Annotated in this window: 20 protein-coding genes and 2 pseudogenes; 11 read left to right on the top strand and 11 right to left on the bottom strand. The window is 50.7% G+C overall.

Annotated features, from left to right (window positions below):
• Positions 1–12: 12 nt before the first annotated feature.
• A complete protein-coding gene (rutR, locus tag D9734_RS03750; protein WP_000191701.1) occupies positions 13–651 on the bottom strand; it encodes an HTH-type transcriptional regulator RutR in 639 nt (212 codons plus the stop codon).
• A 260-nt stretch (positions 652–911) separates the two neighbouring features.
• On the opposite strand from rutR, the pseudogene D9734_RS23475 reads away from it, so the two are divergent.
• Positions 912–1166, top strand: a pseudogene (locus D9734_RS23475) (solute carrier family 23 protein); the annotation flags it as partial.
• 250 nt (positions 1167–1416) lie between these two features.
• Here D9734_RS23475 and D9734_RS03740 read toward each other — a convergent pair.
• Positions 1417–1590, bottom strand: coding sequence for a general stress protein (locus D9734_RS03740; protein ID WP_001273658.1), 174 nt, complete (start codon positions 1588–1590; stop codon positions 1417–1419).
• A 376-nt stretch (positions 1591–1966) separates the two neighbouring features.
• Here D9734_RS03740 and wrbA point away from each other — a divergent pair, with 376 nt between their 5' ends.
• The gene (wrbA, locus tag D9734_RS03735) at positions 1967–2563 is read left to right on the top strand and encodes an NAD(P)H:quinone oxidoreductase (protein ID WP_130205438.1); all 597 of its coding nucleotides are present in this window, start codon (positions 1967–1969) and stop codon (positions 2561–2563) included.
• A 20-nt stretch (positions 2564–2583) separates the two neighbouring features.
• Entirely contained in the window at positions 2584–2811 is a 228-nt protein-coding gene (locus tag D9734_RS03730; RefSeq protein WP_001143120.1) for a YccJ family protein, read from the top strand.
• A gap of 218 nt (positions 2812–3029) precedes the next feature.
• On the opposite strand, the gene agp is transcribed toward D9734_RS03730, so the two are convergent.
• Entirely contained in the window at positions 3030–4271 is a 1242-nt protein-coding gene (gene agp, locus D9734_RS03725) for a bifunctional glucose-1-phosphatase/inositol phosphatase (RefSeq protein WP_130205436.1), read from the bottom strand.
• A 149-nt stretch (positions 4272–4420) separates the two neighbouring features.
• Entirely contained in the window at positions 4421–5854 is a 1434-nt protein-coding gene (locus tag D9734_RS03720) for a gluconate:proton symporter (RefSeq protein WP_130205434.1), read from the bottom strand.
• 272 nt (positions 5855–6126) lie between these two features.
• Here D9734_RS03720 and D9734_RS03715 point away from each other — a divergent pair, with 272 nt between their 5' ends.
• From D9734_RS03715 to cbpM, 5 genes are all read left to right on the top strand, one after another.
• A complete protein-coding gene (locus D9734_RS03715) occupies positions 6127–7041 on the top strand; it encodes a LysR family transcriptional regulator (RefSeq protein WP_130205432.1) in 915 nt (304 codons plus the stop codon).
• Between the two features lie 50 nt (positions 7042–7091).
• Positions 7092–8345, top strand: a complete 1254-nt coding sequence (locus D9734_RS03710) for a D-amino acid dehydrogenase (protein WP_130205430.1) — start codon at positions 7092–7094, stop codon at positions 8343–8345.
• Positions 8342–8698 carry a RidA family protein gene (locus tag D9734_RS03705; protein ID WP_130205428.1) on the top strand — a complete coding sequence of 119 codons (357 nt, stop codon included), beginning with the start codon at positions 8342–8344 and terminating at the stop codon, positions 8696–8698. The genes D9734_RS03710 and D9734_RS03705 overlap by 4 nt, the downstream gene beginning before the upstream one ends.
• Positions 8699–8911: 213 nt before the next feature.
• Positions 8912–9832, top strand: a complete 921-nt coding sequence (cbpA, locus tag D9734_RS03700; RefSeq protein WP_130205426.1) for a curved DNA-binding protein — start codon at positions 8912–8914, stop codon at positions 9830–9832.
• Positions 9832–10137, top strand: a complete 306-nt coding sequence (gene cbpM, locus D9734_RS03695) for a chaperone modulator CbpM (RefSeq protein WP_130205424.1) — start codon at positions 9832–9834, stop codon at positions 10135–10137. The genes cbpA and cbpM overlap by 1 nt, the downstream gene beginning before the upstream one ends.
• A gap of 163 nt (positions 10138–10300) precedes the next feature.
• Here cbpM and torD read toward each other — a convergent pair whose 3' ends face one another.
• From torD to torC, 3 genes are read right to left on the bottom strand one after another with little or no spacing between them, the layout of a single operon-like run.
• Entirely contained in the window at positions 10301–10900 is a 600-nt protein-coding gene (gene torD, locus D9734_RS03690; RefSeq protein ID WP_130205422.1) for a molecular chaperone TorD, read from the bottom strand.
• Positions 10897–13431, bottom strand: coding sequence for a trimethylamine-N-oxide reductase TorA (torA, locus tag D9734_RS03685; protein ID WP_130205420.1), 2535 nt, complete (start codon positions 13429–13431; stop codon positions 10897–10899). Before torA ends, torD begins: the two co-directional genes overlap by 4 nt.
• Positions 13431–14600 (bottom strand): pentaheme c-type cytochrome TorC, encoded by a 1170-nt coding sequence (gene torC, locus D9734_RS03680; RefSeq protein WP_130205418.1) that lies wholly within the window; start codon positions 14598–14600, stop codon positions 13431–13433. Before torC ends, torA begins: the two co-directional genes overlap by 1 nt.
• A gap of 131 nt (positions 14601–14731) precedes the next feature.
• On the opposite strand from torC, the gene torR reads away from it, so the two are divergent.
• The 3 genes from torR (at position 14732) to D9734_RS03665 (ending at position 19346) form a co-directional block, all read left to right on the top strand.
• The gene (gene torR, locus D9734_RS03675) at positions 14732–15424 is read left to right on the top strand and encodes a two-component system response regulator TorR (RefSeq protein WP_130205416.1); all 693 of its coding nucleotides are present in this window, start codon (positions 14732–14734) and stop codon (positions 15422–15424) included.
• Between the two features lie 32 nt (positions 15425–15456).
• On the top strand, positions 15457–18201 hold the full coding sequence (gene torS / locus D9734_RS03670; protein ID WP_130205414.1) for a TMAO reductase system sensor histidine kinase/response regulator TorS: 2745 nt from the start codon (positions 15457–15459) through the stop codon (positions 18199–18201).
• A gap of 71 nt (positions 18202–18272) precedes the next feature.
• Positions 18273–19346 carry a 4Fe-4S binding protein gene (locus tag D9734_RS03665; RefSeq protein ID WP_130205412.1) on the top strand — a complete coding sequence of 358 codons (1074 nt, stop codon included), beginning with the start codon at positions 18273–18275 and terminating at the stop codon, positions 19344–19346.
• 48 nt (positions 19347–19394) lie between these two features.
• On the opposite strand, the gene D9734_RS03660 is transcribed toward D9734_RS03665, so the two are convergent.
• The 4 genes and pseudogenes from D9734_RS03660 to cspG form a co-directional block, all read right to left on the bottom strand.
• Positions 19395–19568 (bottom strand): addiction module toxin, GnsA/GnsB family, encoded by a 174-nt coding sequence (locus D9734_RS03660; RefSeq protein ID WP_130205410.1) that lies wholly within the window; start codon positions 19566–19568, stop codon positions 19395–19397.
• A pseudogene (locus D9734_RS03655) lies at positions 19558–19793 on the bottom strand (cold-shock protein). The gene D9734_RS03660 and the pseudogene D9734_RS03655 overlap by 11 nt, the downstream one beginning before the upstream one ends.
• A complete protein-coding gene (locus D9734_RS03650) occupies positions 19762–19950 on the bottom strand; it encodes a cold-shock protein (RefSeq protein ID WP_130205730.1) in 189 nt (62 codons plus the stop codon). Before D9734_RS03650 ends, D9734_RS03655 begins: the two are co-directional and overlap by 32 nt.
• A gap of 10 nt (positions 19951–19960) precedes the next feature.
• On the bottom strand, positions 19961–20173 hold the full coding sequence (cspG, locus tag D9734_RS03645) for a cold shock protein CspG (protein WP_000066493.1): 213 nt from the start codon (positions 20171–20173) through the stop codon (positions 19961–19963).
• Positions 20174–20222: the final 49 nt, after the last annotated feature.

The following is a 20222-nucleotide window of genomic DNA, read 5'->3' as shown; positions in this document are numbered from 1 at the left end:
CCTCCGGCATCTTTAACGTGGTCGAATCCCTTCAATAATAATCCGCTGCACGTTTTCAACCGTTTGATTGAAAAACACCTCATCGCGCAACGTCGCGCCTGTCACCGCCTCCACCTGAGGGGCAAAATCGGCGTAATGTTGAGTGGAAGCCCAGATCATAAAAATCAAATGCTGCGGGTCAATCGGCGCGAGTTTGCCACTCTTGACCCAGCCTGCAATCAGCGCTGATTTCTCATCAATTAACGCCTTCAAATCGCCCGTCAGTTCATCCATTAACAGCGGCGCACCTGCCAGCATCTCCATACAGAACAGGCGCGAAGCCTGCGGATAATCGCGGGAGACTTCCAGCTTCAGACGAATGTACTCTTTGATCGCCGCCAGCGGGGCGAAATCTTCACGAAACGCCTTTAACGGCGCCAACCAGATATCGAGAATTTGCCGCAGCACGGCAATATACAGTGCCTCTTTCGACGGGAAGTAATACAGCAGATTGGTTTTAGAAACGCCCGCCAACTCTGCAATTTGCTCCAGCCTTGTGCCGTGAAAACCGAATTGCGAAAAAGTGTCCAGTGCCGCGCTAAGAATCGCTTTTTTCTTCGCGCTCACTGCGCGCGAACGTTTACCCGTTGTTTTCACTGCGCCTTGCGTCATGCGCTCTCCCCTCTTGTAGATTAGCAACAGGATAGCAAAACCCCCGTCTGGCCTCGACCTTCTGCACTCTCATCGCGCACGAACGCATGATTTATGTGCAACTGTTTTGACCGTTTAGTCCACTTTTTACCAGTCATTTCCAACAACTAAACATTAACACATTAATAACATTGAATTTTTAAAAACTGGCATCCGCTTTGCAAACAAGCCATTACGCGGCTGAAAAGGATATGCAGGATGCAGCGCCCCGTCTGACTTTCACTTTATTGTTTTTCTTTATTACCGGCGGACGCGTCCCCAGTTATCTCGGTTCCAGCGCGGCTTTTGTTGGCGTGGTGATCGCCGCGACGGGCTTTAACGGTCAGGGCATTAACCCGAATATCAGCATCGCGCTGGGCGGTTTTACGTTGGGAGGGATCGGTACAGCAACTTTTGGCGCGATTTTACTCAATGCGTTGTTAAGCAGAAAGTTGGTTGACGTTCCACCGCCAGAAGTTGTTCATCAGGAGCCATAAACAGAAAACCGCCGGGATTACCCGGCGGTGCAGATTGTTGACAACGTACGCATTGTTCATGCCGGATGCGACGTAAACGCCTTATCCGGCCTACAAAACAGTGCAAATTCAATATATTGCAATCTTCTGGTAGGCCTGATAAGCATCAGGCAATCGTGCATTTGTCATCAGTATCAACCGCCGGGTAACCGGCGGTGGTGGCTTTTTGACGAGCTACAGTCAAAAATGCATTCGTCATTGATTAGCCCGGCTAGTTGTCGCTTTTGCCGTGACTGCTCTTCCCACCTTTTTTACCTGCTTCAGATGCGCGCTGCGGGTCATTCTTGAAATTACCCCCGCTGTGCTGTCCACCTTTTTTACCTGCTTCTGATGCTCTTTCGCGGTCTTCTGCAAAATTACCTGAACCGCCTCGATGGTTTGCCATTACTGACCTCCGTCTTGATGTAGACATCATATTGCATTGCATAGGATTAACGCGGCGTATGGCGGTGCCATATTTTCGCTACGTGGGACTAAGCTTAGTGAACTGACGCGGGTGGACCCGCGTTTGGTAATATCCTGCAACAGGTTCTGAGCGAGAATAGATATCATTTCCAATAATTATCCATAAGCCTCTCTTATGATTAAAAAAACGCTATGGGATAAAAATGTATCATTTTGCGACAAATTTACGCGCTTGTGAAAGTTGTTATAAATCAAATAAGTGGTTGTGAAATTTGCACTCTGAAAAGGACGTCTTATCTTTAAAAGAGTGGTAGCGAATCGCTACGGAATAGAGATAACACGAGGAGTGGTTAGAAATGGCTAAAGTTCTGGTGCTTTATTATTCCATGTACGGACATATCGAAACGATGGCGCGCGCAGTCGCTGAAGGCGCAAGCAAAGTCGATGGCGCAGAAGTTGTTGTTAAGCGTGTACCGGAAACCATGCAGCCGCAATTATTCGAAAAAGCAGGCGGTAAAACGCAAACTGCACCCGTTGCAACTCCGCAAGAACTGGCCGATTACGACGCCATTATTTTTGGTACGCCAACCCGCTTTGGCAATATGTCCGGGCAAATGCGTACCTTCCTCGACCAGACTGGCGGCCTGTGGGCTTCTGGCGCATTGTACGGAAAACTGGCGAGCGTCTTTAGCTCTACCGGCACCGGCGGCGGTCAGGAACAAACCATCACATCCACCTGGACGACACTTGCGCACCACGGCATGGTGATTGTCCCTATTGGCTACGCAGCGCAGGAACTTTTTGACGTCTCGCAGGTTCGCGGCGGAACGCCGTACGGCGCAACCACCATTGCAGGCGGTGACGGTTCACGCCAACCCAGCCTGGAAGAGTTGTCTATCGCACGTTATCAGGGGGAATATGTCGCTGGTCTGGCAGTTAAACTTAACGGCTAATCTTCAACAGGAGGATACGCATGCCAACTCAAGAAGCGAAAGCTCATCACGTGGGTGAATGGGCATCTCTGCGCAATACGTCGCCGGAAATAGCCGAGGCCATTTTCGAAGTCGCCGGGTACGACGAAAAAATGGCGGAAAAGATTTGGGAAGAAGGTAGCGATGAAGTGTTAGTCAAAGCCTTTGCTAAGACCGATAAAGATTCGCTTTTTTGGGGCGAACAGACCATCGAACGTAAAAACGTTTAATCAGTAACTCCCCCGCGTCTCGCGGGGGAGCTTTCAAATTGTTGACAAAGTGCGCTTTGTTCATGCCGGATGCGGCGTGAACGCCTTATCCGGCCTACGCGATCGTGCAAATTCGATATAGTGCAATTCTCGGGTAGGCCTGATAAGCGTAGCGCATCAGGCAATCTCACGTTTGTCATCAGTCTCATATTCCCCGCTTCTCGCGGGGGAGCTTTCTGTTATTTCACCGCTTCATTCAACACGCTATCAAACTTATCCATCGGGCAAAAACCGTTGGCATCTATCGGGCAGCCGGTAAGTTCAAGCGTCACGCGTTGAGCCGGAGCCTGCAACGTTAACGCGTCGGCATTACGCAACTGTTCCGAACTCTGGTACACATACTCGATTTTCATCAGGTCGCGGTTGGCTTTGCTGTCATGCCAACGCTGGAAAACGATTTTGCCGCCAATCGGCGTGCGTTCGTTCTGGTCATGCAGTTGATACGGTTTGAAATCCAGCGCCGTTAACAGAGAGGCAATGTTTGAGTCGTGCCCAACCAGCACTGTGATTTTCGGCGCACTGGCACGATCGGTAACCAGGGCTTTGTCGATATAACTGACCAGCGGTTTCGCGACATTGCGCGCCACTTCCGGTGAAGTAAACAGGCTATCCTGGTAACCGTTTTTCAGCTTCGACAACACTTTCCATTGTTGATCTGATTTGATCTCCCCCCAGGCCACCTGATCCATTGGGAAACCTTCGTAGTATTGCAGGGTGAACGCATCTACCAGCGAGTTGCCCACTTTTAGCGGCCCGGAAACGCCTGGTTCTTGTTGATACTTCGCGCTAAAGGTATTTTTACCGTCCACCAACGAGCACTGCTGTTTCTCTTTGCAGGCAGGAGAATCTTTATAGTTAACGATTTTTTCCAGTAACTGGTAGCTGTCAGTAAGCTGAAGTTTACCGAGCTCTTTTTCCATTGCCGCCACCGCCTGCTCACTGAATGCGGCGGAATCATCGGTGATCACCGGATTAAAGGTTGGGTCCATAGTGCCCATTTTTTCCTGGTGATGAACAGGAATATCACACCCTGGGAATGCGCCGGTAATAAAGAACTGCGCAGTGGCGACAGTGCGTTGCAAACTATTGGCATAGGCATAAACGGTGTCCGGCGGCGGGCATTCACCCGTTTTCACTATTCCCTGCTCTGCCAGCCACTCACGCATGTAATGGCCCATATACACTTCCAGCACGCCGCCTTTGGTCGTGAGTTGTCCACCAGGAACATCCCACTCCGGCCATTTATTCGGCGTCGACTGCTCAAGCACACTGCCATTATTTGCCAATGGCGCACGTAAATTATGACGGCTCATCAGCAACACTTGTTGTAACTGATAGCCTTCCGGTGTGATCTGTGCCTGCGCATTCGAAGAGAGTAAAACCATTCCAGCCACGGCCGCAGCGATTAGCGTTTTTTTCATTCCCATCACCTCTTTAGTTATCAATCAATTAAGAGTGTGACAGAAATATGGCATTTTTCCGGGAACAGGTTCGCAATTTAGCAGATGACGAGGCGGGAAACCGTCAGGCGATAACGGACAGTAGTCGCGCTATCGCCTGGTTTGTATCGTTAAACTAATACCTGAAACAGCAAGGCAAAAAGAATGATATTGGCAATGACAATGGCCCAACCGTTATAAAGCATATATTTCAGGTGAGTAGATTGTGCCAGCCCCATTTGACCGAACATATCCGATGAAGGGAAAGGCCCAAACCAGTCCACTTGCGATGAGGCTAATAATACTGCCGTTGTACCCTGTGGCGGCACTCCCGCAGCCATCAACATCGGACCAAATATTTTATGCGTGAAGGTCATCTGAGCAACAGCAGCACCTGGCACATGACCGATAATGTTAAAGGCAAAAATACAGAAGCAAAGCCATGCCGGAGATATCCCGGTTAACAGTGGTTGTGTGTATTCGAGCAATCCCTGATACGCCTGCAGGCTATCCATAAGTTCCAGAATCGGGTTATACAGCCAGTAGAGCAGAAACATCCACACCAGTCTGCCACAGCCTTTATACAGCGCTTGCAGGATCCCGGTTGGGCTTAATCCGCCCACCAGCCCGGTGATCAACGCCACCAACAGCATAACGATAATGGCAAAACTAAAACCTGCTTTTATCACTACGCCAATAACCGCCATCACAATAATGGTTGCAGCAAATGCCAGGGCGCTGAGTTTGCGACGACGATCGCGGGCAGGATCCTCTTCTTCCTGAGTTTTCTCTGAGAGATCCACTTCGTAGTGTAATTTTCCTTCCGTCATCTTCTGAATTCGCCCGGCCATTATCCAGCCAGCAAATAACGTCACGGCGCTCATTGGCAGCCCGACGTACATCAGGTATTGCGGATAAGTCAGGCCGCCGAGTTGTAAAATCGTCACGGTACTGGGAGTAAATGGCCCGGTAAACAATCCCACTGACCCCGCCGTCATCATCAGTGCAGCCACTGTAGGCGGTGTCAGCCGTACTGCAGCCGCCACGGGAATAATCACCGCAACAATAATGGCATTACCGCCTGCCATAGTACCCAGCGCGCCACAGATAAGAATGGATGAGACAACGATGCCAAATTTGACCCGTGTCTGGCTGGAAAGCCCGATACGATGCACCACAAATTTGACCAGTTCAACGGCGGCTCCGGTACGTGTTGCCACTTCACCTACGCCTGCGCCAAGCATAATGATCAAACCAACAGTGGCGATAAACGATCCCGTCGATTTTGCCAGCATGGCACCCATTTCAGGTAAGCCGGTGGAAGTCATTATCATCGCAATAATAATCGATGAAATAACCGCCAGAACAATATCGACGCCTATCAACGAGAGCACCGCTAACGCCACCAGTGGTGTAAAACCAAGCAGTCCGAGTTCATTACCTGGACGCCCCTGGCACCAGAACGCTATCAGTAAAAATGCAATCAATAACAAACCAATAATGACATTCTTTTTGGTGATATTTTGTCTGGTTAGTAAACCACCAGCGAGCATTGAGTCACTCATATAACTCCTTAACCCCATCGAATCGACTTTCAATATCAGCCGATGTATTTGGACAGCTCAGAAAATATCCCCCCTCGTTATTATTGTTAGCAAAATGCACTGAGGGTTTGTCCGGGTACTACAGGTATTATTCTGAGTTCGTAATTAACCCCTTTAGGTGGGCAAATAACGCATTGTTACCAGAACAGACGTTACAGATTAAATTTATGTTAACTCGGTGTTACCATGAAATGACTTTTTATCTATCGTCTATAACTCTGGGTTAACTCTTAATGAAACTGCGCCACCTGGAAATCTTCTATGCTGTGATGACATGCGGGACACTTTCACGGGCAGCGGAATCGCTGAATATTTCCCAACCGGCCGCCAGTAAAGCGTTAAAAAACGCTGAGCAAAAACTCGGTTTTCAGCTCTTTCAGCGAGTTCGTGGCAAGCTTCTTCCAACCAGCGAAGCGATCACACTTTTTGAAAAAGCGCAGTCGATTTATCACGAACTCGACAACCTGCGACTGCTGGCCGATAACCTGACGCGAGATCCGCGAGCCAGAATAGCCCTGGGATGCCTGCCAAGCCTGGGATTAAGTCTGGTGCCGGAAATAGTCACGGCGTTTTACCAGCAGAATGCGAATCTGGTCATGACACTGACGACAGAGCACACTGAAACGTTGGTTAAAAAGCTTGATCTGCGTGAGATTGATCTGGCCCTGACGCTACAGCCGATTCAACAGGGGGAAATTATGACGACGCTGATAGCCGAAGTTCCGCTGGTTTATATCGACCGGGACTATCGCCTGGGCGCAGTAGAAATAGACAAGATTGACCAACAACGCTGGATTTCTCCCGGCCCTCATTCCCTTTCCGATGCAATAGCTAAACGACGTGATTTTTTGACGACGCGCCTGAATGTCCAGACCTATTACATGGCCACGGAATTTGTAAAACGCGGAATGGGATGCAGTATTACCGATATTTTCTCTGCCCGTCATAACCTTCCGGCAGAGACGATTCACCCCATCGAACCCCCAATGAAAATAGACCTTTGTTTGCTACGCCGTGCCGACGTTTCACTTAGTCCCATTACACAAAAATTTGTCGATTTCCTTTGCCAGCAATTACGCCAGCAACTGCGAGCCATTAACCTTGAGTTATACCCTGAAAATAAAAAGTCAATTGCTCCTCAGGCCTAAATGCTTTGACATACCCCCAACGCATTTATTAGCGGTGGATATCTCAGGTGATGAAAAAACGCATTGTAATTATTGGCGGCGGGGTAATTGGTCTGGCAACAGCATGGGTGCTGGTAAAACAGGGCCATCAGGTACAATTGTTAGAACGCAACAGTCAGGCAGGTATCGCCACCAGTTTCGCTAATGGTGGTCAACTCAGTTATCGCTACGTTGCTCCTCTGGCGGATAAAGGCGTACCGATGCAGGGGCTTAAATGGATGGGGAAAAGCAACTCTCCCCTGAATATGCGTTTGCGCATGTCATTTAGCCAGTGGCGCTGGTTGCTGGAATTTTTATTGGCCTGCAATAGCCGGACAAATAAACTCAATGGCGACCATATTTTACGCTTATCACTGTTAAGCCGTCAGGTCATGGAAGAGTGGCTGCTGGAAGATAATCTTGATGATTTTCACTGGCGCCGTTCTGGCAAACTGATTATTCATCGCCGCCCGCAAGATTTAGCCAAAGCGGCAAAAGGTATTAATCCGCAATTTCAACAGGCTTTATCACGCGAAGAGTGCGTTCATCTTGAACCAGCACTAAAACATATTGGTCATTCATTGTATGGCGGTATTTACTCTCCCGGAGATGAAACGGCGGACTGCTATAAGTTCTGCCAGGCATTACTTGCCAAACTTAATGCCAGCGCAAATTTTTCGCTACAAACCGATTGTGAAGTTTTGCAGTTGAATAAAAAAGGCGAGCGCATTGACTCCATTACCACCAGCACAGGAACGCTGGTTGCGGATGATTATGTCGTTGCCGCGGGTAATGGTAGTAAGCATTTACTTGCCGAAACCGGGACTCACGTACCGATCTGCGGTCTGAAAGGTTACAGTCTGACGCTCCCCTTCCCACAAGAAATGGGGATCGCACCGCAAATCAGTGTCACCGACTACGGTCATAAAATTGTCTATGCCCGACTCGGTGAGCGGTTGCGTATCGCCGCTATGGTCGATATTGGCTATGACGGAAATGAATTGCGCCCTGAACGAATCAATGCCTTAAAGCAGATCGTAGCTAGCAGTTTTCCACAACTGCAAGGCATCGATGATGCCGAATTATGGACAGGTATGCGTCCATCCACCCCTGCGGGTCCGCCACTATTAGGACGGGCGAAGTATCAAAATCTGTGGATGAATCTTGGTCAGGGCAGTCTGGGTTTTACGCTGGCGGCAGGTAGTGCCGTAGTGTTAGGCGCGCTGCTGTCGGGCGAAGATCCCGCAATTTCCCTTGATGGACTGACATGGAGCCAATCAGCTTGAATATCAAACGTAATAACCCACAACCTCGTCTTGCCGCCAGTGTGGAATATGGCAATCTTGTATTTCTCTCCGGTCAGACACCGAAGAGCAATACGCCTGACATCGCGCAACAAACGCGCGAAGTGCTGGAGAAAATCGACGCATTACTTGCTGAAGCTGGCAGTGATAAATTTCATCTCTTGTCCGCTCAGGTATGGCTGAAAGATATCAGCCGCGATTTTGCCGATTTCAACGACGTATGGGTTAGCTGGCTGCCAGAAGGACATAGCCCGGCTCGCGCTACCGTACAGGCTGAGATGGCCCGCCCGGAGATTCTGGTTGAAGTGATGGTCACTGCGGTAAAAGCAGGATAAGTCACCATTTTCAGCCCCCTGACAACGTCGTCATGGGGCATCTGTGAAGGTTAAACGTCCCCTCTTTTACCTGCCAAAATTCAGGCTGAAAATATCATTTTTAGTTATGTTTTTATCACTGGCCTACGATTTTTTCTGATTTCCCCTACACTTAACTCTGATACCTTGTCAGGGGTTTCCCTTTGTCTGTATTGATTTACGCGAGATAACGCTATGGAATTAAAGGATTATTACGCCATCATGGGCGTGAAACCGACGGACGATCTCAAGACAATCAAGACCGCCTATCGTCGACTGGCCCGCAAATACCATCCTGATGTCAGCAAAGAGCCCGATGCCGAAGCCCGCTTCAAAGAGGTTGCTGAAGCCTGGGAAGTGCTAAGTGATGAACAGCGTCGCGCTGAATATGATCAGATGTGGCAGCATCGCAACGATCCGCAATTCAACCGCCAGTTCCAGCATGGCGACGGTCAGAGTTTCAATGCCGAAGATTTTGACGATATCTTCTCGTCAATTTTCGGTCAACATGCCCGCCAGAGCCGTCAACGCCCCGCCACACGTGGCCACGATATTGAAATTGAAGTTGCGGTATTCCTGGAAGAAACGCTTACTGAGCACAAACGTACCATCAGCTATAACCTGCCGGTTTATAACGCCTTTGGCATGATCGAACAGGAAATCCCGAAAACGCTGAATGTGAAGATCCCGGCGGGCGTCGGCAATGGTCAACGTATCCGCCTGAAAGGCCAGGGGACGCCAGGCGAAAACGGTGGTCCAAATGGCGACCTGTGGCTGGTGATTCATATAGCCCCGCATCCGTTGTTTGATATTGTCGGTCAGGATCTGGAAATTGTGGTGCCGGTTAGCCCGTGGGAAGCGGCTCTGGGTAGCAAAGTCACTGTACCAACGCTGAAAGAAAGCATTTTGTTGACCATTCCGCCAGGCAGTCAGGCCGGGCAACGATTGCGCATTAAAGGCAAAGGTCTGGTAAGCAAAAAACAGACTGGTGACTTGTATGCTGTGCTGAAAATCGTCATGCCGCCGAAACCGGATGAAAATACTGCCGCGCTGTGGCAACAACTGGCAGACGCCCAGTCGTCTTTTGATCCACGTAAAGATTGGGGGAAAGCATAATGGCTCATGTTACGGTGACTTTTACCATTACCGAGTTTTGCCTGCATACCGGCATTTCTGAAGAGGAGTTGAATGAAATTGTCGGTTTGGGGGTGGTTGAACCGAGAGAGATCCAGGAAACAACCTGGGTATTTGATGACCATGCCGCCATTGTGGTGCAACGCGCGGTACGTCTGCGTCAGGAACTGGCGCTGGACTGGCCGGGGATCGCGGTGGCGCTAACGTTAATGGATGATATTGCACATCTGAAACAGGAAAACCGCCTGCTACGCCAGCGGCTTTCCCGGTTTGTGGCTCACCCGTGAGTGTGGCTGCCGGAACTGGCTGCCATAATGCCTGATGCGACGCTTGACGCGTCTTATCAGGCCTACAAAAATCCCCCTTTCCGTAGGCCGGATAAGGCATTTACGCCGCATCCGGCGGCTCTGCCATAATGCCTGATGCGACGCTTAACGCGTCTTATCAGGCCTACCAATCGGCATTATCTCTATTGGTTATTGCAAGCAATAACTGGCTTAGTGCCGCGTAAAAACCAAAGCTGTCATACTGATGGCAACGCACAGCAAACTCTGGTAACCATTGCCGCAGCGCCGTCAGTGTTTTTTGCCGCAGATTGTCAACTTCCTGTGCAGGTACAATCCCCTCTCCCCGGGCAAAATGCAGATAACTTAACAATTCAAGAAAAATCGCCAGATGATCTGCCGGTTCGTTGAAATTGCCACTGGTGTCCATCCCTGCCTCAGCCAGTAAGCCTTTGATCACCTGTGGGTCCTGCTGATACGCCGATGCATACGGCAGTGCCGCCTGCTTGTCAGTCATCAAAAACAGGCTGCAAAAGTCAGCGGCAAGTTCCAGACGGGCGTCGTCACGTACCGTCAAGGCGGCGATTTTAGCTTCCAGCTCATTCACCGCCGCAGTCAGCGGCGGCTCGCGTTTCAGCAAAGAAAACCATTCAGCCATCTGTGCACTGGCGATTTGCGTCAGTTGTTCATCGTCCAGTTCACGGGAGAACAACTGCGCCAGCCAGGCGTAGATACAGGCATTCTGTTCCACCGTTAGTGAAGTCATGATTTCACCTGCGGTGCCGGAACATATTCGCACTGCGCCACCATCTCAATCGGACCGCTAAACGCCGTTACCTTCTCTATTGGACCGGTGAATTTTTCAATTTCCACAATGGTCGTGTGTGAGCTGGTGGCCTGCGCCAGTTGCGAAGTCCCGATGTCGGGCGTTAGCACATTAGGGTTACCGTATTTACACAGCGCATTGAGCTCACCGCCTTTATCCGGATCATACCAGGCGCCTTCATGGATCCGGATCACGCCTGGTGCATAGAGATCAGAAACCACCGCGCCCACCAGAACCTGCCCCCGATCGTTAAAGACACGCACCACATCACCGTTAGCAATCCCGCGCGCACGGGCATCCTGTGGGCTGATATATACCGGCTCTTTGCCCGCTACGCTGTAATGCTGACGCAGTGTTTCAGATTCACACAGTTGCGAGTGGACGCGATAATCGGGATGCACCGATTGCAGATGCAGTGGATACTTCTGCGAACCAGGTCCACCGTGGGAACGTTCAATTTTCTCAAACCACATTGGATGCCCCTGACAATCGTCATAGTGCATGTCGGCGATAGTTTGCGAGTAGATCTCAATCAACCCGCTCGGCGTCCCCAGCGGTTCGAGGTCGGGATCTTCGCGGAATGCCTGATGACGCACGAACATCTGCGGATGGTCATAGACCACGTATTCTTTACTGTTCCACAACTCATCAAAGGTCGGTAAATGGATGCCGAGTCCTTTGGCCTGCTGGAGCGCGTCCTGCCAGATGCGCTTGAGCCAGCCCATCTCGTCCAGCCCTTCAGTAAAGGCTTCCTCACGGTCAAAGCGGCGGCACAACTCGCGAAAAATATCAAAGTCGTTGCGCGCCTCAAATTGCGGCTGCACCACCTGTTTAGTGGTGATAAGCCCATGGCTGGCATAGTCACCAAACTGGTCGAGATCGTTACGCTCAAACTGTGTGGTTGCGGGTAATACAATGTCGGAAAAGCGGCAACTGGAGGTCCACTGGTTATCAATGGAAATCACCGTCTCCAACTTGCGCCAGCCTTCGATTATGCGGTTGATCTGCTGATGGCGGTGGAACGGATTGGTCCCGGCGAAAACACACATTTTCAGCGGCGGCAACTTAACTGTTTTGCCGTCCCAGTTGATCTCTTTCCCCGGTTCCAGAATGGCGTCGATATAACGGGCCGTTGGGATGGTGCTGCTGTAACCTTTGTAATCGTTGTTGTTATGAACTGGCGGAATTTTCGTGGCACCGGGAAAACCGCTCAGGATAATCCCTTTACGACCTGGCACGCCTGAGCCGCTGCTGTGCCAACTAAAACCAAAACCGCCACCTGGCAGGCCAATCTGCCCGAGCATTGCCGCCAGCACCACAATCATCCATGACCACTGCTCGCCGTGCTGCATACGTTGGGCGCACCAGCCAGCCATAATTTGCGTTCTTGTGCCCGCCATTTTCCGCGCCAGCATGCGGATCGTTTCGGCGTCAATGCCACACAGTTTTTCTGCCCAGACGGCATCCTTCGGCTGGCCATCTTTCTCACCCAGCAAATACGGCAGAAATTGCTCGAAACCGACGCAATAATCAGCAATGAATTGTTTGTCGTACAGATTTTCGCTGTACAGGGTATGGGCCATCGCCAGTTGTAGCGGTACATCGGTTTGCGGGTTAACAACAATATGTTTAACGTGCTCGCGCCCCAGATATTCATGCGTTGAACTGACCACCGGGTCGATGCTGATGACTTCGATTTCGCCCGCCGCCACCTTTTCTTTCAGTTGCTCGTAATATTCATAAACATCGTGAGACGGGCAGCGGAAATTAACCTGCTGATTCTTCACCAAATCGGTGCCCCACATGACGATGATTTTGCTGTTTTGCAACACTAACGGCCAGGATGTTTGTTGTTCGTAAACTTCCATTGATCCCACCACCCGCGGCAGGATCACCTGCGCTGCCCCGGTGGAATAGTCACCGCCGGTACTCACTTTATTGCCATGTAGTGCGATGGCTTTCGACAGCATTCCCCCGGCGCTATGAAATTTACCTGATGATTGCCCGCCGCTGGCGGTCAGTAACGCACTGGGGCCATAGTTTTTTTGCACCCGTTCCAGTTCTTCATAGAACATGTCCAGGGCTTCATCCCAAGTGACGCGGACAAAACGGTTATCGCCGCGCTGAGTGGTGTCACTCAGATGGCGCTTACGCAGCCAGTCGACTCGTACCATTGGGTAGCGAATACGCGCCGGATTGTGGACGTGATCCGGCAGCCCGGCGATAATTTTCGTCGGGTACTTATCCAGTTCAAACGGTTTCACCGCCACAAAGCGCCCGTCTTTCACCGTCGCGCGAATGGCGCCAAACCGCGAACCGGTCAGGATACCCTCTTTCGACGTAACAGCTTGCGCTGCGTTAACGCGGCGTGGAGTTAACAGCGATGGCCCCAGCATCCCTGCCAGCGTTAAGCCGCCAAGCTGGGTAAGAAAGCGTCGACGTGATGCCTGAAAAATGTCTTTATTTTTCATTATTTTCCTTCCTTATCGCTGTGAGACTTCCCTGCGGTATCCGACGCATGCATTTGCAGATATTTCAGCATGGTGCGTTCTTCCCGTTTATCCAGGCTGGTAAAACCAATCATGCCGTTGATTTGGCCGATCCAACCGTTGGCGTCGTAATGGGTCGTTGCTGACGCGCCGTGACACTGTTTACAGGCACTGCTGTACAGCGTATCGCCATAGGCCCAGATTGGTTTGATGTCGTCGACCATATCGCCCTTCTTCAACCATGCGGTGGCCTGCATCTTACTCCACTCGGTTTTGGTGTCAGCAACGGTGGTTTTCTCCAGCATTTTCGCCTGCTGCTGGATATCGCCGCGAATAGAGGCGACAAAAATCCGTTTGCCGGGCAACTCGGTCAGAACCCGTTGAGTTCCAGCGCTTTCCGTCCAGCCGATGATAGCCACCTGCAACCAGTCGCCGTCACGTTTAAGCACTTTCACTTCAGAGGCTGGCAGCAGTGAACCCGTCGCTTCTTTATCATCCTTTGCTGCATAAAGCGGCTTTATATCTATAGAATAAAGGATGTCTTTATCATCTCTGCCGCTGGCGCGTAGCTCTTCGAACTGTTTACGCGAGCCGCTGCTCATATCCGGCAGCTGGTGGGCAATGCCTTTATGGCAGTCGATACAGGTCTGATTATCTTTCGCTGCGGCGGCCATTTGACGTGCGGCTTCCGGATGCTGCTTTGCATGATCCATCGCGTCGTAGTTATGGCAGGAACGGCAGGTCGCTGAATTGTTCTCTTTCATCCGCGCCCATTCGCGCTCGGCGAGTTCTGCGCGTTTAGCGTTGAATTTCTCAGGGGTATCGATGGAGTGACCAATAACGGTCTGATACACCTCATTACTCGCTTCCAGTTTCCGCTTCAGCATTCCCGGTAAATCTGACGGGACGTGGCAGTCATGACACTCGGCGCGTACGCCGGAAGCATTCTGGAAATGCGCCGACTTTTTATATTCTTCATACACCGGCGTCATACTGTGGCAACTGACGCAAAACTCAGTGCTGCTGGTGGCCTTGATCCCGAAGTGAGGTAACACAATCAAGGCAATACCGATCACGATCCCCATCAGCACCAGCGCTAACACCGACCAACGCGCACTTGGCCGACGCAGCGCACTCCATAGTCGTCTCATAATAACTCCTGTAAAAATATAATTTGGCAACTGTGATCTTAATAAGCAAATATGAATAGCGGCACTCGTCAGGATGAATGGCTTATGACAGCATATGAATGGATATGAACAGGAAGATCGGGAAAGCAGGGATGTCACACCATATTGTCATTGTTGAAGATGAGCCTGTGACGCAGGCACGTTTGCAAAGCTACTTCATCCAGGAAGGGTATCTCGTGTCGGTCACGGCAAGCGGCGACGGACTACGGGAAATTATGGAAAACCAGCCTGTTGATCTCATTTTGCTGGATATTAACCTGCCCGATGAAAACGGCTTAATGCTCACCCGAGCCCTGCGCGAACGCTCAACGGTGGGGATTATTCTGGTGACCGGGCGCAGCGATCCTATTGATCGAATTGTCGGGCTTGAGATGGGCGCCGATGATTATGTCATCAAACCGCTGGAGCTGCGTGAACTCGTGGTACGGGTAAAAAATCTGCTCTGGCGTATCGATCTGGCCCGTCAGGCCAACGCTCTCTCTCAGGATAACTGCTATCGTTTTGCCGGATATTGTCTGAATATCTCACGCCACACGTTGGATCAGGACGACCGACCTATCAAACTCACCCGCGCGGAATACGAAATGCTGGTGGCCTTTGTCACTAATCCTGGCGAGATCCTCAGCCGCGAACGACTGCTGCGTATGCTCTCCGCCCGGCGGGTAGAAAACCCCGATTTGCGCACTGTGGACGTACTGATCCGCCGTTTGCGTCATAAACTCAGCGCCAACCTGTTAGTTACGCAGCATGGCGAAGGGTATTTCTTAGCCGCTGATGTCTATTAATCCACCGATTCAGGTAATGTGGTGCACCAAGGATGATTTTCACTCTGGCCAAAAGATTGTGGATGGCGTTTGCCCTGATGGCATTGCTGACTCTGGTAAGTATCTTTGTAGGTTGGTATAACCTGCGCGTTTTAACTCAAAGCGCTCAGACCAATACTCTGGCCCTGATCCCAACCATGAATATGGCCCGTCAGTTGAGTGAGGCCAGCGCGTGGGAACTCTTTACCGCCCAAAATCTGAACAACACGGATAGCGCAGAGATGTGGCAATCCCAGGGGAGAACGTTATCGGCGCAGAAGCTGAAAATTGACTCCCTGTTGCAGGGGCTGCGCGAGAAAGGGTTTGAAACGATAGCTATTGAACGGCAAGCCTATGAGATTGACCACTCGCTACGTCAACAGGGCGATCTGGTCGGTCAGCGGCTGAAACTCCACGATCAACAGCAACAACTCAGCCAGCAAATCGTCGCCGCGGCCGGAGAAATCGCCAACATCGCGCAATCCCAGACCCATTACATAGCCATCGCCACCGCATCACCGCAGTCTGGCCCGCAAAGTGTGTTTGGCTACAATCATAACAGGTCGGCGGAGAGCGCCGTCGAACAGTGGGTTGCTGGCGATCGTGAGTACGTCAGGCAGATGCACGAAATGCGCTTTAGCGCTCTGCAAATACAGCATTTCGTTATGAAACTGGAGCTGGAGGAGAGTGAAAAAAATAAGAACAGGCTACCTGTTCAACTGAAAAACGCGCTTAACAGGGTACAGCTTCAACAAAGACGTATTAAAGCTCCGCCGGTTCGCGCGCAGGCGGAAAAGGCACTGGAGACAGTACAACGATATGTCGAGTTACTGGCGCTGTACCAACGTGAAAAAGCACTCAATACTCACCTGCAGACGCTGACGCAAAATAATATTGTGCAGTTTGCACAGTTCAGCAACGAAGTTAATCAGTTGGTCGCAACCATTGAGCAGCGTAATCGTGCTGGACTTACACATCTGGAAAGCGCCAGTGAACATGTACGGTTTAACCTGCTACTGCTGGGCGTCGTTTCACTTTGCTCATTGATTCTGATCCTCTGGCGCGTGGTTTATCGCTCAGTCACGCGTCCACTTGCCGAACAAACGCAGGCTCTGCAACGGCTGCTGGACGGTGATATCGACTCCCCTTTCCCGGAAACCGCTGGCGTGCGGGAGCTGGACACCATCGGGCGGCTGATGGATGCTTTTCGCAGCAGTGTTCATGCGCTTAATCGCCACCGCGAACAGCTGGCGGCGCAGGTCAAAGCGCGTACAGCTGAATTGCAGGAACTGGTGATAGAACACCGACAGGCACGGGCGGAAGCAGAAAAAGCCAGCCAGGCAAAATCTGCGTTTCTGGCTGCGATGAGCCATGAGATCCGCACTCCGCTGTACGGAATTCTCGGCACCGCGCAGTTGCTGGCAGATAACCCGGCGCTTAACGCCCAGCGTGATGATTTGCGGGCGATTACTGACTCTGGCGAATCATTACTGACCATCCTCAACGATATTCTCGATTATTCGGCTATCGAAGCAGGCGGCAAGAATGTTTCGGTCAGCGATGAGCCCTTTGAACCGCGCCCACTGCTGGAAAGTACCCTGCAATTAATGAGCGGACGGGTGAAAGGTCGCCCGATTCGCCTGGTAACGGAAATTGCCGACGATGTCCCAACCGCGTTAATGGGCGATCCGCGCCGTATTCGCCAGGTTATTACCAATTTGTTGAGCAACGCCCTGCGTTTCACCGACGAAGGGCACATTATTCTGCGTAGTCGCACTGATGGCGAGCAATGGCTTGTCGAAGTGGAAGACAGCGGCTGTGGTATTGATCCCGCGAAACTGGCTGATATCTTTCAGCCGTTTGTTCAGGTGAGCGGCAAACGCGGCGGCAGCGGCCTGGGGCTGACTATCAGTACCAGTCTGGCTCAGGCGATGGGCGGCGAACTGACCGCCACCAGCAAGCCGGGAGTAGGAAGCTGTTTTGGCTTACGGTTACCGTTACGTGTTGCCACTGCGCCCGCACCAAAAACAGTCAATCAGGCGGTGCGTCTGGACGGTTTACGATTACTGTTGATTGAAGATAACCCGCTAACGCAGCGTATTACCATCGAGATACTTAACACCAGTGGCGCTCAGGTCGCGGCCGTAGGAAATGCCGCGCAGGCTTTAGAGACGCTGCAAAATAGTGAACCGTTTGCTGCCGCGCTGGTGGATTTTGATCTGCCGGATATCGACGGCATTACACTTGCCCGGCAACTTTCGCTGCTATATCCGTCGCTGGTTTTGATTGGCTTTAGCGCCCATGTCATCGACGAAACGCTGCGCCAGCGTACCAGTTCGCTATTTCGCGGAATTATCCCTAAACCGGTGTCGCGTGAAGTGCTTGGTCAGTTACTGGCTCACTATCTGCACCTGCAAACACATAACCATCAACCACTGGATGTATCGCAGCTCAATGAAGATGCGCAGTTAATGGGGGTGGAGAAAATCCACGAATGGCTAGCATTATTTAAACAACATGCCCTGCCCCTTCTCGATGAAATGGACACTGCCCGCGCCAGTCACGACAGCGACAAAATCAAACGTGCCGCGCACCAGTTGAAAAGCAGCTGTGCCAGTCTGGGCATGCGCAGTGCCAGTCAGTTGTGCGGACAACTTGAGCTGGAACCATTAACCGCGGCCCTGCCGCGTGAAGAAATTACGCGTAGCATCGCGGCCCTAGAACAGTGGCTGAATAAGAACGCCCCAAACCCGATGTGAATCAATATCATCCCGTTGAGAAAACTTAGAATAGTGGTATTTAGTATGCAACTTAACGGGCGGGCAAAATTATGACAGAGAAAAAAAGAATCCGCTGGCAGCGACGGCCAGGCACGACGGGCGGTAAATTACCGTGGAATGACTGGCGCAATGCCACGACCTGGCGTAAAGCGACGCAATTATTACTGTTGGCAATCAATATTTATATTGCCGTCACCTTTTGGTACTGGGTGCGCTATTACGAAACGGCAGGTAATACGGCATTTGTCGCCAGACCGGGGGGCATTGAAGGTTGGCTGCCGATTGCTGGTCTGATGAATCTGAAATACAGCCTTGCAACAGGTCAGTTACCTTCCGTGCACGCCGCCGCGATGCTGTTATTGGCCGCTTTTATCATTATTAGCTTACTGCTGAAAAAAGCCTTTTGTTCGTGGCTATGCCCTGTTGGTACGCTCTCTGAATTAATTGGCGATCTCGGGAAAAAACTGTTTGGTCGACAATTCGCCCCTCCCCGCTGGCTGGATATTCCTCTACGCGCGGTGAAATATTTGCTATTAAGCTTTTTTCTTTATATCGCGTTATTCATGCCCGCCCAGGCGATTCACTATTTTATGCTATCGCCTTATAGCGTGGTGATGGACGTTAAAATGCTCGATTTCTTTCGCCATATGGGGAAAGCGACATTAATCAGCGTGACGGTTTTGCTGATTGCCAGCCTGTTTATTCGCCATGCCTGGTGTCGTTATCTCTGCCCATATGGTGCGCTGATGGGACTGGTTTCGCTATTATCGCCGTTTAAGATTCGTCGCAATGCCGAAAGCTGTATCGACTGCGGTAAATGTGCGAAAAATTGCCCATCACGGATCCCAGTCGATAAATTAATTCAGGTCAGAACGGTGGAATGTACCGGTTGTATGACCTGCGTGGAGTCATGCCCGGTGGCCTCAACATTGACCTTTTCGCTGCAAAAACCTGCGGCAAATAAAAAGGTCTTTGCCTTGTCTGGCTGGCTCATGGCACTACTGGTATTGGGAATTATGTTCGCGGTGATTGCTTATGCGATGTATGCGGGAGTATGGCAGAGCCCGGTGCCAGAAGAGTTGTACCGACGCTTAATTCCACAAGCGCCAATGATTGGTCACTAAATTAGCAACAAGCGGAACATCACCTCGCACGGGGTGATGTTCACAAAATCACATTATTTTGATTTTGACATCATAACTTTCAAGCCCGGTCATTTTCTCCCGCGCGGTGAAGCGAATTTCAGAGACTTCTTTCCCTGTGTTCTTGTTAAATTCGGCGATTTTTTGCGCGATAAAATCTGAGATTTCCGTTTCGGCTTGTTTTTTTAGCTCTTCAATATTCACTGTTAACCTCTTCTGGTCTTAAAAGACAGCAACACGCCAGTAAGGTGTTGGTTCCCGGTACCTGGTCAGGCAAGAAATGTTATAAGCCATCTCCCTGAAAGATTCAATAATCAACAGGTTATCGCTTATTATACATACAGAATTGAGGAAAAATAAGCCAGATATAAAAAAGGCTCCACGAGGGAGCCTGATATTATTTGGTGAAATCCAGTGGTGTCTGGTCAGTGCGTATTTGCAATGCGATGTTATCAAAGGTGATCATCATCGATTTACAGAAAATACACTTTGCACCTAAAGGGTTTCGCTCCGTCACATCGAATGCCGATGTGCGGTACTGTGAACCATGACAACATGGACAGCGGAAATGGAGATGCTGAGTAATAGCGGCAACCTTAGAGCGTAACAACGTTCGCTGCCGAGGGACCACGTTGCCCCTGCTCAATAGAAAATTCGACTTTCTGATTTTCGTTCAGCGTGCGGAATTCATTGCTCTGGATGGCGGTGAAATGGACGAAAACGTCCTTGCTGCCATCATCAGGAGTGATAAAGCCGAAACCTTTATCTGCGTTAAACCATTTTACTAAACCAGTCATTTTATTAGACATATTATTACTTCCTTCATTTTGGGCCTTTCGGCAAACAGGGCTTTAATAC

It is taken from the genome of Escherichia sp. E14S1, assembly GCF_004211995.1.
GTDB lineage: Bacteria > Pseudomonadota > Gammaproteobacteria > Enterobacterales > Enterobacteriaceae > Escherichia.
Note: the sequence above shows the minus strand (reverse complement) of the source record. Positions and strands in the feature narration are given on the sequence as shown.